The organism is Escherichia sp. AM3, assembly GCF_032029835.1.
Taxonomy (GTDB): Bacteria; Pseudomonadota; Gammaproteobacteria; order Enterobacterales; family Enterobacteriaceae; genus Escherichia; species Escherichia coli.
In genome coordinates this window covers 1-13288 of record NZ_JAVUPQ010000090.1, presented here as the reverse complement: position 1 = coordinate 13288, position 13288 = coordinate 1, and the positions used below count along the sequence as shown (strand labels likewise).

The window sequence follows — 13288 nt, the reverse complement described above, 5'->3', positions numbered from 1 at the left end:
ATTTTTTGAAGCAATATGGTGATTTTGAAAATGGTATTCCTGTTCACGATACCATTGCCAGAGTTGTATCCTGTATCTGTCCTGCGAAATTTCATGAGAGCTTTATTAACTGGATGCTTGACTACCATTCTTCAGATGATAAAGACGTCATCGCAATTGATGGAAAAATACACCGGCATTCTTATGACAAGAGTCGCCGTAAGGGAGCGATTCATGTCATTAGTGCGTTCTCAACAATGCACAGTCTGGTCATCGGACAGATCAAGACGGATAAGAAATCCAATGAGATCACAGCTATCCCTGAACTTCTTAACATGCTGGATATTAAAGGAAAAATCATCAAAACCGATGCGATGGGTTGCCAGAAAGATATTGCAGAGAAGATACAAAAACAGGGAGGTGATTATTTATTCGCTGTAAAAGGAAACCAGGGGCGGCTAAATAAAGCCTTCGAGGAAAAATTTCCGCTGAAAGAATTAAATAATCCCAAGCATGACAGTTACGCAATTAGTGAAAAGAGTCACGGCAGAGAAGAAACCCGTCTTCATATTGTTTGCGATGTCCCTGATGAGCTTATTGATTTCACGTTTGAATAGAAAGGGCAGCTATGGTTAGAAACTACCTGACGTCAGTCCTTGCGGGGAGCAGGCTTTCGTAAATTTGTCCTGCTACAACAGGATTAACTTCACAAATATCATTTCTCAACGTCTACACTTACTCCTGTAAACCGCTCAGGAGCAGTAATGAATCTACAACGATTTGATGACAGCACCCTAATCCGTATCTTTGCCCTTCATGAGTTACATCGACTGAAAGAACATGGCTTAACGCGCGGGGCGCTTCTCGATTATCACAGCCGCTATAAACTCGTCTTTCTGGCGCATTCTCAGCCGGAGTACCGCAAACTTGGCCCGTTCGTGGCTGATATTCACCAGTGGCAAAATCTGGATGACTATTACAACCAGTACCGCCAACGCGTAGTTGTTTTGCTTTCTCACCCCGCCAACCCGCGCGATCACACCAATGTTTTGATGCACGTTCAGGGTTATTTTCGCCCGCATATTGATTCCACAGAACGCCAGCAGCTGGCTGCGCTTATCGACAGTTATCGCCGTGGCGAGCAACCACTTCTTGCGCCGCTGATGCGTATCAAACACTATATGGCGCTTTATCCTGACGCCTGGCTTTCAGGGCAGCGTTATTTCGAACTTTGGCCGCGTGTGATTAACTTGCGCCATTCAGGAGTTTTATGACTACCCATCTGGTCTGGTTTCGCCAGGATTTACGTCTGCACGATAATCTCGCACTGGCTGCCGCCTGCCGCAATTCGTCTGCACGCGTGCTGGCGTTGTATATCGCTACACCACGCCAGTGGGCGACGCATAACATGTCGCCGCGTCAGGCTGAACTTATCAATGCTCAACTGAATGGGCTACAAATAGCGCTTGCGGAAAAAGGTATTCCTTTATTGTTCCGTGAAGTGGATGACTTTGTCGCCAGTGTCGAAATAGTTAAACAGGTGTGCGCGGAAAACAGCGTTACCCACCTGTTTTATAACTATCAGTATGAAGTGAATGAGCGGGCGCGGGATGTGGAAGTTGAAAGAGCGCTGCGTAACGTGGTGTGTGAAGGATTTGATGACAGCGTGATCCTGCCGCCTGGCGCGGTGATGACCGGTAATCACGAGATGTACAAAGTCTTTACGCCTTTTAAGAATGCCTGGCTGAAACGGCTGCGGGAAGGGATGCCGGAGTGCGTCGCTGCGCCAAAAGTTCGTAGTAGCGGATCGATAGAGCCCTCGCCATCCATTACGCTGAATTATCCTCGTCAGTCTTTCGATACTGCGCATTTTCCGGTGGAAGAAAAAGCGGCGATTGCGCAATTACGCCAGTTTTGCCAGAACGGTGCCGGAGAATATGAGCAACAACGAGATTTTCCGGCAGTGGAAGGCACCAGCCGTTTGTCGGCCAGCCTGGCAACGGGCGGGTTATCGCCTCGCCAGTGCTTGCATCGCTTGTTGGCTGAACAGCCGCAGGCGCTGGACGGTGGGGCCGGTAGTGTCTGGCTTAATGAGCTGATCTGGCGCGAGTTTTACCGTCACCTGATAACGTATCACCCCTCGTTGTGTAAACATCGTCCATTTATTGCCTGGACGGATCGTGTACAGTGGCAGAGCAATCCCGCACATTTACAGGCCTGGCAGGAAGGCAAAACGGGATACCCGATTGTTGATGCCGCTATGCGTCAGCTTAACAGCACTGGCTGGATGCATAACAGGCTACGGATGATTACAGCCAGTTTTCTGGTGAAAGATTTATTGATCGACTGGCGCGAAGGCGAGCGATATTTCATGTCGCAGCTGATTGATGGTGATTTGGCAGCCAATAACGGTGGCTGGCAGTGGGCCGCTTCAACCGGAACCGATGCAGCGCCGTATTTTCGTATTTTCAACCCGACAACCCAGGGCGAGAAATTTGATCATGAGGGCGAGTTTATCCGCCAGTGGCTACCGGAACTGCGCGATGTGCCAGGGAAAGTGGTGCATGAGCCGTGGAAGTGGGCGCAGAAAGCAGGTGTGACGCTGGATTATCCGCAACCGATAGTCGAGCACAAAGAAGCGAGAGTACAAACGTTGGCAGCGTATGAGGCGGCGCGGAAGGGGAAATAACAGACGCGTCAGGCAATCGAGCCCAGATGCCGGATGCGGCGTGAACGCCTTATCCAGCCTACAAATTTGTGCAAATTCAATAAATTGCAGGAAATACGTAGGCCTGATAAGACGCGTCAAGCGTCGCATCAGGCATCGGTGCTGGCCTATTAAGACTCCAGCGCCAGCGCGCGGTTTCTGAATTTCAGCGCCTGATACAGCCAAATCATCAGTACCAGTCCTACACACGCCAGTGCGCCCCAGGTAATTTGATCAAATACTTCAATATATGCATTGATGGAGTAGTTGATCGCCCCGGAAGCATCAAACGAAGCCTGCGATGTCTGATCGGCAATCACGCCCGCCAGATAGTTCGCGATCGCGCCAGAAAGCAGCATGTAGATGCCGGTTAATACGCCGGTCACACCGGGGATTTCAATGCGCGTAATTTGCGACATGGCAACCGGGTCGATAAACAGTTCCGCAAAGCCCATCACCGCCAGGCCTAATACCATCAGTGGCAGAGAAGAGTGACCATACATTGCGGACCAGCGGGCGCTTAAGGTCAGAATGCAGAATCCGGCGCTCATCAGGCCAAGGCCAAGAGCAAATTTCCCCCAGATGCGCACGGTACGATTACCCGCGACACTCTCTTTTACCACCCACGCCAGGAACACACCGCACAGCATAACTGCGAAGGCATTAATCGACTGGAACATCGCGGTCGGAACGGTATAACCAAACATATCGCGGTTAACGAAGCGGTCGATATAAAGGCTAATCGAGCTACCGCCCTGTTGTGCGAAGGCCCAGAACAACATACTGAAGAAGGTGAGCGTCACAATCAGCCCCAGCTCCTTCCGCTGTTTCTGGTTTTCTGCTTTGCGATAAATTTTTGCCAGTACACCCAGGCCAATAATAGTCGCGACAATTAAGGCGTATACCGACCACTCTTTCCAGAACAGTATGGTAATCAGTGCAGGCGTTGCCACCAGCAGAACCAGCAGCCATCCCCAGTTCGGCAGGAGAAAGTTTGTCGCACGCAGTACTTTTTTGTTAACGCCGCGGGTATGAGTGAAATGACGATTGCCACATAAGAAAATGACCAGACCCGCGATCATGCCAACCGCCGCCAGGCCAAAGCCCATCGCCCAGCTGTACTCTTCCTGGGCGTAACCACAGGCGATAGGTGCGATAATAGACCCCACGTTACCCGCCGCATACATCAGCGAGAAACCGCCATCACGACGCGGATCGGTTGGCTCATACAGCTCGCCGAGCAGACAGCTTACGTTAGATTTAAACAGGCCATAGCCGCAGACGATAATCGCCAGGGACAGATAGAGGAATGACGGATGGATCTCACTGGCACCCAGCACCACATGACCGATCGCCATCAACAACGCCCCCAGCATCACCGCCATGCGATTGCCGAGAACTTTATCCGCCAAAAAGCCACCGAGGATTGGCGTGACATACACCAGCGAACAGTAGGCGCTAAATAACTCGTAGGCGTGAGTATCGTTGTATTTTAGTTGATTGGTGAGATAGAGAATCAGCAGGGCACGCATGCCGTAAAAGCTAAAATATTCCCAGATTTGCAGCGCAACGACATAGTAAATAGCGCGCGGCTGTGATGCGTGTTTATTCATAATAATTCCACAATTGACGGCAACGTCACGTAATAGTTGCGCGGCGTGCTTGTGTTTCCTTAAAGTTAAAACTTTGATACAGATCTGATTATTTATGCAATATGCTGTCTGATTGCATAAATATACATTAGCTGAAGCGTGATGATATAAACAATTTGCGTCTTTTGGCGTCGGGTTTGTTTCTTAATATGTCAAAAGATTGGCTATCGACGAACTGGCGAGGTAACGCTATGTTAACGGTGTAGCTATCAGAATACGGAAGGCGCGAAGATGAAAAACACCGAACTGGAACAACTGATTAACGAAAAACTGAACAGCGCGGCGATTAGTGATTACGCGCCGAATGGTTTGCAGGTGGAAGGCAAAGAGACGGTGCAAAAAATTGTTACCGGTGTCACCGCCAGCCAGGCTTTGCTCGATGAGGCAGTGCGTCTGGGCGCGGATGCGGTCATTGTGCATCATGGCTACTTCTGGAAAGGAGAGTCTCCGGTCATTCGCGGAATGAAGCGTAACCGTTTAAAAACGTTGCTGGCGAATGATATCAACCTGTATGGCTGGCATTTGCCGCTTGACGCACATCCTGAGCTGGGCAATAACGCACAGCTGGCGGCGTTACTGGGGATCACGGTCATGGGCGAAATTGAGCCGTTGGTGCCGTGGGGCGAACTGACCATGCCTGTGCCGGGACTGGAGCTGGCTTCCTGGATTGAAGCGCGTCTGGGACGTAAGCCGTTATGGTGTGGCGATACCGGACCTGAGGTGGTCCAGCGCGTCGCCTGGTGCACGGGCGGCGGGCAAAGTTTTATCGATAGCGCCGCGCGTTTTGGCGTGGATGCTTTTATTACTGGCGAAGTTTCTGAACAGACCATTCATTCAGCCCGCGAGCAGGGATTGCATTTTTATGCTGCAGGTCACCATGCCACTGAACGTGGTGGTATTCGCGCATTGAGCGAGTGGCTGAATGAAAATACCGATCTTGATGTGACCTTTATTGATATTCCTAATCCTGCATAACGAATAATCAGAGGGATCGAAAGTGCAACGAGCGCGTTGTTATCTGATAGGTGAAACGGCGGTAGTGCTGGAACTGGAACCGCCGGTGACGCTGGCTAGCCAGAAACGGATCTGGCGACTGGCGCAGCGTCTGGTGGATATGCCGAATGTGGTTGAAGCCATTCCCGGCATGAACAATATCACGGTGATTTTGCGTAATCCTGAGTCGCTGGCGCTGGATGCCATAGAGCGTTTGCAACGCTGGTGGGAGGAGAGCGAGGCGCTGGAGCCGGAGTCTCGCTTTATTGAAATTCCGGTGGTTTACGGTGGTGCAGGCGGACCGGATTTGGCGGTGGTCGCGGCGCATTGCGGGTTGAGCGAAAAACAGGTTGTTGAATTGCACTCCTCCGTGGAATACGTGGTCTGGTTTTTAGGTTTTCAACCGGGCTTCCCGTATCTCGGGAGTTTGCCGGAACAACTACACACGCCACGGCGCGCTGAACCGCGCTTACTCGTTCCGGCAGGTTCTGTCGGGATCGGCGGGCCGCAGACTGGTGTTTATCCGCTGGCAACGCCGGGTGGCTGGCAGTTGATTGGTCATACCTCACTCAGCCTGTTTGATCCGGCGCGTGACGAACCCATCTTATTACGTCCGGGAGACAGCGTGCGCTTTGTACCGCAGAAGGAGGGAGTATGCTGAAGATTATTCGTGCGGGCATGTATACCACTGTGCAGGATGGCGGTCGTCACGGTTTTCGCCAGTCGGGTATCAGCCACTGCGGCGCACTGGATATGCCCGCGTTACGCATTGCTAACCTACTGGTGGGTAATGACGCCAATGCCCCCGCGCTGGAGATCACGCTCGGTCAGTTAACTGTTGAGTTCGAAACTGATGGGTGGTTTGCTCTGACGGGTGCCGGTTGCGAAGCGCGGCTGGATGATAATGCCGTCTGGACCGGCTGGCGATTGCCGATGAAAGCAGGCCAGCGTTTAACGCTTAAACGCCCGCAGCACGGGATGCGCAGTTATCTGGCGGTCGCGGGTGGTATTGATGTTCCGCCGGTAATGGGCTCATGCAGCACCGATCTCAAAGTGGGGATTGGCGGGCTGGAAGGCCGTTTACTGAAGGATGGTGACCGACTCCCGATTGGCAAATCGAAGCGTGATTCTATGGAAGCGCAGGGCGTTAAACAGCTGCTGTGGGGCAACCGCATTCGCGCCTTGCCGGGGCCGGAATATCATGAGTTCGATCGCGCCTCGCAGGATGCATTCTGGCGTTCGCCCTGGCAGCTTAGCTCGCAAAGTAACCGCATGGGCTATCGCTTACAGGGGCAAATTTTAAAACGCACCACCGATCGCGAACTGTTATCTCACGGTTTGTTACCGGGCGTGGTGCAGGTGCCACATAACGGGCAGCCGATTGTGTTGATGAACGACGCACAGACCACCGGTGGTTACCCGCGTATTGCCTGTATCATTGAGGCTGATATGTACCATCTGGCGCAAATTCCGCTCGGTCAGCCGATTCATTTTGTCCAGTGTTCACTGGAAGAGGCACTGAAAGCGCGGCAAGATCAGCAACGTTATTTTGAACAATTAGCGTGGCGGCTGCACAATGAAAATTGACCTGAACGCCGATCTGGGCGAAGGCTGCGCCAGCGACGCAGAGCTATTAACGCTGGTTTCCTCTGCCAATATTGCTTGTGGATTTCATGCAGGCGATGCCCAAACCATGCAGGCTTGCGTGCGTGAAGCAATAAAAAATGGTGTTGCGATTGGCGCTCACCCGAGTTTTCCCGACAGGGAAAATTTTGGTCGCAGCGCCATGCAGCTGCCGCCAGAAACCGTTTACGCCCAGACGCTGTATCAAATTGGCGCGCTGGCAACGATTGCCCGTGCGCAAGGCGGCGTAATGCGTCATGTCAAACCGCACGGCATGTTGTACAACCAGGCGGCGAAAGAAGCACAACTGGCAGACGCCATCGCCAGAGCGGTATACGCTTGCGATCCAGCATTGGTTCTCGTCGGGCTGGCAGGAAGCGAGCTGATTCGTGCAGGCAAGCAATATGGCCTGACAACGCGCGAGGAAGTGTTTGCCGATCGCGGTTATCAGGCTGACGGCTCGCTGGTGCCGCGAAGTCAGCCAGGCGCGTTGATTGAAAACGAAGAACAGGCGCTGGCGCAAACGCTAGAGATGGTGCAACACGGCAGAGTCAAAAGTATCACCGGCGAATGGGCAACGGTCACGGCGCAAACAGTCTGCCTGCATGGCGACGGCGAGCACGCACTGGCGTTCGCCCGCCGACTACGCTCTACATTTGCCGAAAAGGAGATTGTTGTCGCAGCATAACCCCGATTAATAAAGAATGAAAAAAGGATATCACCATGCCTGAAGGCCCGGAGATCCGCCGTGCAGCGGATAACCTGGAGGCGGCGATCAAAGGCAAACCACTAACTGATGTCTGGTTTGCCTTCCCGCAGTTAAAAACTTATCAATCACAACTTATCGGTCAACACGTTACCCATGTGGAAACGCGTGGTAAGGCGTTGTTAACTCATTTTTCCAACGACTTAACGCTCTACAGCCATAATCAGCTTTACGGCGTCTGGCGCGTGGTTGATACCGGCGAAGAGCCGCAGACCACGCGAGTATTGCGGGTAAAACTGCAAACGGCTGACAAAACCATTCTGCTTTATAGCGCCTCGGATATTGAGATGTTGAGGCCGGAACAACTGACCACGCATCCGTTTTTACAACGCGTTGGTCCCGATGTGCTGGATCCGAATCTGACGCCGGAGGTGGTAAAGGAACGGTTATTGTCACCGCGCTTTCGTAACCGTCAGTTTGCAGGATTACTGCTCGATCAGGCGTTTCTGGCTGGGCTTGGCAATTATTTGCGGGTGGAGATCCTCTGGCAGGTTGGGTTGACTGGAAATCATAAAGCGAAAGATCTCAATGCGGCGCAACTGGATGCACTCGCACACGCGTTACTGGAGATTCCTCGGTTTTCTTACGCTACGCGGGGGCAGGTGGATGAGAATAAGCATCATGGGGCGCTGTTTCGCTTTAAGGTTTTTCATCGTGATGGCGAACCGTGCGAACGCTGTGGCAGCATCATTGAGAAAACCACGCTGTCATCTCGCCCGTTTTACTGGTGCCCTGGCTGCCAGCACTAGGCCGACCGCTTCGGCGCATAGGTTGAAATAAACCGCGCAATGGCTGGCCCCGTCAGCAAAATACTGAACAGGCGCAGGGTTTGCATCGCCATAATAAGCGCCATATCGGCATTGCTCCCTGCGGCGATGACCGCCACGGTATCAAGCCCGCCGGGACTGGTGGCGAGGTAGGCAGTCATAAAATCAATGTGCATAAACCGGGTCAGCCCCCACGCCATACCCGCACAAATAGCCAGCAGAGCAAAAATCGACAGCAGGATTTGCGGTAGTGGGCGTAGTGCCCGCAGTAAGATTTGTTTATCGAAACCAAGACCAATCCGCCAGCCAATTGCCATATACGCCATCGCCAGCAGCCATTCCGGTAGTTCGATGGTGATGAGCTGACCAGACTGGAGCACTGCGCCCGCCAGCATCGGGATGAGCATCGTGCCGGAAGGAAGACGCAGCATGCATCCCGCCGTACCGGCAACGACTGCGAGCAAAATCGTAAGCAGGAGATTAATGCTCACTGGCGGGAACCAGACGATTTGCTGGTTAACCGCTTCAGCGTTATCACCCAGCATCATGCGGGTGACCAGAACAGCGGCCCCCGCGACGAACAGCACTCGCAGATATTGCATAAACGCCACCAGGCGAATATCTGCGCCGTAATCTTGCGCCATAGCGACCATTGCCGCTGCGCCGCCTGGAGAAGAACCCCAGGCACCGGTATTTCCAGGCAGTGAGCTATAGCGCACCAATAACCAACCCACGATGGCGCTGGAAAGCAGCGTCACCAGTAAAATAGCAAGCACGATCGGCCAGTTGGCGGCCAGCGTGGTGAGAATCGAACCAGTGAGGTTTTGCGCAATCATGCAGCCAAGAATGGCCTGGGCGGCGAGAAAAGCGGAGCGGGGAAGTTGCAGAGTAATTCCGCGCATACTGAAGATGATCCCGGCGATCATCGGCCCAAGTAATAGCGCCGCCGGGAGATGTACCGCGAGGAAACCAATAGAAAGGAGAAGTGATAGCACACATAACATTCCCCACTGCAAAACTGGCATCCTTCGCTCCCTCATTATTTTCTCTTTGGTGTATCGATACAGCATAAAGAAAGCCGGGCCAGGAAAAAATAACAGCAATCAAGGAAAAGGGGAAAATCAGCAATTTTCTGAAAGAGATGCCCTTTCCGGCTGCAAAGGGCATCATGGCAAATCAGTTATAGTTAATTTTAAAAAGCACCACTGTATCGAAGGGCCCAGCCTCGATGGGGGTACCTGCAATGGAAGAAAGTTCAGCTGTATAGGTTTTTTCGTAGACCAACATGTCGCTGGTGAAATCGGCGTATTCAGCATATTTATTGAAGGTATAAGGCGAGGCGTTTTCATCCAGCAAACGTAGCTTCAGACCATTACCAATCAACAATGCTTTATCTTCTTCAACCAACGTTTCTTCGGTATAAAAGGAGGAACTGACTTTAAATCCGTCGGTGCATTGGTCATTTTGTGATTTTGTCGTCTTAATACTGAATGTTTTCGACATTGTGTGGCGACGAATATCCAGCAAATTAAATTTACCAAAATCAATCACCTGTGTTTCCGGTGAAATGGAAAAATTGACGCTGCAATCCAGCACGCGAATGTTTTCCAGACCAGTAATATGATATTTCAGGTTTTGGGCAGTAGGGTCTTCGTTAACGCTACCGGCACCGTCAAATTGCACGACGATATAGTCGCTAAGCGTACTTTGATAATCATGCGGCGGCATTTCTCGTATTTTGACGTATAACCGCATGCGAGCGAGAAAGGTACGCGACATGTGAATATTAGCGGGATCACCCGAGCAAATTTTGTTCTGCCATCCCATCGCGATAATCTGCTCAGGGGTATAAATGTCAATGTTCTTACTGTCAATACACTGGTTAGTGTCGATGCGGCTTTTTCCCTGGTTGGCGTCATAATCAACGCCATTGTAAGTTACGCCGAGTTGATAATAGCGATCCTGCACCCCCGGGTAGGGGTTTACCCAGGCATAAACATGCTCACTTTCAAAATTGCCGTTGGTATTGTTGTCACAATAGACGGGAATTTTAATATCGTCAGATTCCCAAATCTTATCGCCGAGTTTGGCATTGCCTGGTACAGCAAAAGGTTGAATCGCTTCTGATTTTTCTACCGAGCCACCGGATGAACCAAAGTAGCAGTTCAGGGCAAGCGCAGACTTCAACGGCAGAAGTAACAGACAGATGACGAGCAACACTCCCTTGCCAGCACTCATTTCTTCGCCTCCACGGCTTGTAAATGGCATTGTCCGCTGCAGTTGAGCATCGTCATGCGTAACGCGCCGTAATCATCCATATAACCGAGATAGAACTGGCTGCCGCTATAGCTTCCGGTGTTTGTGTTGACCGTACTAAAAGGCGCAACCATCACGGTTTTGAAGCCGGGGAGAACGCCTTTTTCATTTCGTCCCAGGTAGGCAATGGTCAGATAATACGCGGTAGGATTTTTCAGTGTCAGTTGGTTACCCTGCTGGCTGACCTGTAACTGCAGTTCGACCTTTTCTCCTGCTTTCTTGCGTAATGCAGCCGGTCTCCAGAACACCTTGATACGACTCTGGATGGCGACTTGCAAAACGGCATGGTCGCTGTTTTTTTCCGGGGCGGGAGGAACTTCACGTATATTGTAGAAAAATAGCGTTTCGCGATCGCCTGGTAATTTCGCGGTCGACGCTTGCTTGACTATCCGCACCTGCGTTGTTGCTTTCGGTTCCAGACGTTGTATCGGTGGCAGGGCGACCAGAAGATCGTCGCTTTTCTCCCCTTTTTCATTTTCGAGCCAGGAATAAGCGAGGTAGGGGAGTTTATCGCTACGATTATCTACTCGCAGACTGGTAGCTTTATCATTAGCGTTGAACACAATACGAGTGCGATCGGGTTGTAGTGCAGCGTGGCTGCACAGACTGGCAACCAACAACAAAAGGGGTAGTCCTTTCATAAATGTCATTTTCATTTCCTTAATTAATGACAAGGTAAAATCAGGCGATTTGCGGTGTCTTCCATATGTTCAGGAAGATGGAGCGAGCAATGCTGGCTATCACCCCAGACCACGGTAAACTTTTGATTTTCAGCGACTCCGCTTAACCAGGCATGTCCTTCCTCGCCAACCATCCCCACGCTAATGCCGCTGTCATCCTGGCGGATATCCGCTCCGAGGGGAGGAAACTGACCGCTGGCGTTGCGAATGATGACGTTAACGTCTTTACCGGAACGGGAAGCCAGTGATTTGTAACCTATCGCGCCTTCAATCCACGTTTCTTTGATAACGTTTTCTGTAACTGTTACGCCGTCGGGTAAGTCATTCATGTTCACCGCCACGGTGGAAGGCTGATAACTGGAAATCAACGGCACCACCGCAATGCCAAAATGGTTGGTGTAGTCGAGATTGCCCTGAACCGGAATATCTGCCACGCCATCGGTGCTGACCATCAGGCGAGGTTCATTGGTGGAGCTGCGGCGATGAAACGCTGCACCATATTGGGTTGCGGTGAAAGAACCGCTCTAGCTGCTGCTGACGGAACTGTAATCATTGGCGGCATAGGTACCAGAAATATCCCACTCACCCGCTGAACTCAGGTGCTGATAGTTACCGCTCACCTGGGCTCCATTGTCAGGACGGTCGGATTGCAGTCCGGCAGACATGCCCCAGCTATTACGTTCATCCAGCGTATCGTTCCACGACATGCGGTGTGTGGTGCTGTGGCTACTGTTTTGCATGTCATAACCAACCCGACCACCATTACCGAAGGGGAGCGAAATCGACAGGTAAATCTGGTTGTCGCGATCTTTATCTTCGTAATGGGTTGTATTGAATGACGTCGAAATAGAGATATCTCTCCAGTCACCAATATCAACATTAAAACCGGCTGTGATGTTGGCGGTCGTGGAGGCGTCTGCATTCCACCAGGTTTGATGTAGCAGGTTGGCGTAAAGATTGAGGTTTAGTGGGGTAATCGGTTGGCCCACAGATAAGCTGATCGTCTGTTTTTCGTCCTGCGCATCGCTGTCGTTGTATTTGTGATCCAGATAGTTGGCGTAGCTGTGAAAATGACGATCGGAGAAACGATAAGCGGCGAGGGAAATCGTGCTGTTAGTGGCATCCACTTGTTTGCTGTAATTAAAACGGTAGCTTAAGCCCCGCTCGTCCTGCTGAGTATCAAAATGGCTACTGGCCCACGTGACATCAAACGACAGCGCACCAAGCCACAGCATATTTTGCCCAATACCCATTGCGGCAGAATGGTAGTCATCACCAGAAAGCAGCAGGCCGCCGTACAGCGAGGTGTTTGACAGCATCCCCCAGGAAACTTCATTGCTAAAAAAGGTTTCATTTTCAGTTTGATGTGACATGGAGGGCCGTGGCTGACCCGCGGCCAGTTTATAGCGAACCTGTCCCTGACGAGTCAGGAAGGGCGTCGATGCTGCCGAAACCTGGAAATTGTTCACCCGACCATCTTCTTCCGTCACTTTGACATCCAGTGTGCCCTGAACAGACTGATTAAGGTCGTCAATGATAAATGGGCCTGGTGGGACTTTTTTCTGGTAAATGACGCGGCCTGATTGACTGATCGTCACCGTGGCATTGGTCTGTGCAATACCGCTAATTTGTGGGGCGTAGCCGCGTAGTTCCCATGGCAACATTCGCTCGTCACTTGCCAGTGCCGCGCCGGTATAAGAAAAACCGTCGAAAATATTGGAACTAAAATCCGGTGATGCTGCCAACTTACTGATTTAGTGTATGATGGTGTTTTTGAGGTGCTCCAGTGGCTTCTGTTTCTATCA

The 13288-nt window shown here is 51.5% G+C and carries 11 protein-coding genes and 2 pseudogenes; 8 read left to right on the top strand and 5 right to left on the bottom strand.

Features of this window, described 5'->3' with window-relative positions:
- The 3 genes and pseudogenes from RTW80_RS21020 to phrB all read left to right on the top strand — a co-directional run.
- Positions 1-593, top strand: a pseudogene (locus tag RTW80_RS21020) (ISAs1 family transposase); the annotation flags it as partial.
- Positions 594-743: 150 nt separating this feature from the next.
- Positions 744-1253 (top strand): YbgA family protein, encoded by a 510-nt coding sequence (locus RTW80_RS21015; protein WP_001053305.1) that lies wholly within the window; start codon positions 744-746, stop codon positions 1251-1253.
- Positions 1250-2668, top strand: coding sequence for a deoxyribodipyrimidine photo-lyase (gene phrB, locus RTW80_RS21010; RefSeq protein WP_000207142.1), 1419 nt, complete (start codon positions 1250-1252; stop codon positions 2666-2668). The genes RTW80_RS21015 and phrB overlap by 4 nt, the downstream gene beginning before the upstream one ends.
- 149 nt (positions 2669-2817) lie before the next feature.
- On the opposite strand, the gene dtpD is transcribed toward phrB, so the two are convergent.
- Positions 2818-4299: a dipeptide permease DtpD gene (gene dtpD, locus RTW80_RS21005; protein ID WP_001032689.1), complete on the bottom strand. Its 1482-nt coding sequence runs from the start codon at positions 4297-4299 to the stop codon at positions 2818-2820.
- Between the two features lie 270 nt (positions 4300-4569).
- On the opposite strand from dtpD, the gene ybgI reads away from it, so the two are divergent.
- Genes ybgI through nei form a run of 5 tightly spaced genes read left to right on the top strand, consistent with a single transcriptional unit; the run spans position 4570 to position 8469 of the window.
- Positions 4570-5313: a radiation resistance protein YbgI gene (ybgI, locus tag RTW80_RS21000; protein ID WP_000798871.1), complete on the top strand. Its 744-nt coding sequence runs from the start codon at positions 4570-4572 to the stop codon at positions 5311-5313.
- A gap of 22 nt (positions 5314-5335) precedes the next feature.
- Entirely contained in the window at positions 5336-5992 is a 657-nt protein-coding gene (gene pxpB / locus RTW80_RS20995; RefSeq protein WP_001188343.1) for a 5-oxoprolinase subunit PxpB, read from the top strand.
- Entirely contained in the window at positions 5986-6918 is a 933-nt protein-coding gene (gene pxpC, locus RTW80_RS20990; RefSeq protein WP_000912724.1) for a 5-oxoprolinase subunit PxpC, read from the top strand. The genes pxpB and pxpC overlap by 7 nt, the downstream gene beginning before the upstream one ends.
- Positions 6908-7642 carry a 5-oxoprolinase subunit PxpA gene (gene pxpA, locus RTW80_RS20985; RefSeq protein WP_000687142.1) on the top strand — a complete coding sequence of 245 codons (735 nt, stop codon included), beginning with the start codon at positions 6908-6910 and terminating at the stop codon, positions 7640-7642. The genes pxpC and pxpA overlap by 11 nt, the downstream gene beginning before the upstream one ends.
- A 35-nt stretch (positions 7643-7677) precedes the next feature.
- Positions 7678-8469, top strand: coding sequence for an endonuclease VIII (gene nei, locus RTW80_RS20980; protein ID WP_001114026.1), 792 nt, complete (start codon positions 7678-7680; stop codon positions 8467-8469).
- Here nei and RTW80_RS20975 read toward each other — a convergent pair.
- The 4 genes and pseudogenes from RTW80_RS20975 to RTW80_RS20960 form a co-directional block, all read right to left on the bottom strand.
- Positions 8466-9512 carry an AbrB family transcriptional regulator gene (locus RTW80_RS20975; protein ID WP_001297246.1) on the bottom strand — a complete coding sequence of 349 codons (1047 nt, stop codon included), beginning with the start codon at positions 9510-9512 and terminating at the stop codon, positions 8466-8468. The two genes, nei and RTW80_RS20975, sit on opposite strands and share 4 nt — an antisense overlap.
- Positions 9513-9663: 151 nt before the next feature.
- Positions 9664-10725, bottom strand: a complete 1062-nt coding sequence (locus RTW80_RS20970) for a fimbrial protein (protein WP_032248139.1) — start codon at positions 10723-10725, stop codon at positions 9664-9666.
- Entirely contained in the window at positions 10722-11453 is a 732-nt protein-coding gene (locus RTW80_RS20965; protein WP_000143516.1) for a molecular chaperone, read from the bottom strand. Before RTW80_RS20965 ends, RTW80_RS20970 begins: the two co-directional genes overlap by 4 nt.
- A 14-nt stretch (positions 11454-11467) precedes the next feature.
- Positions 11468-13213, bottom strand: a pseudogene (locus RTW80_RS20960) (fimbria/pilus outer membrane usher protein); the annotation flags it as partial.
- Between the last annotated feature and the right edge of the window lie 75 nt (positions 13214-13288).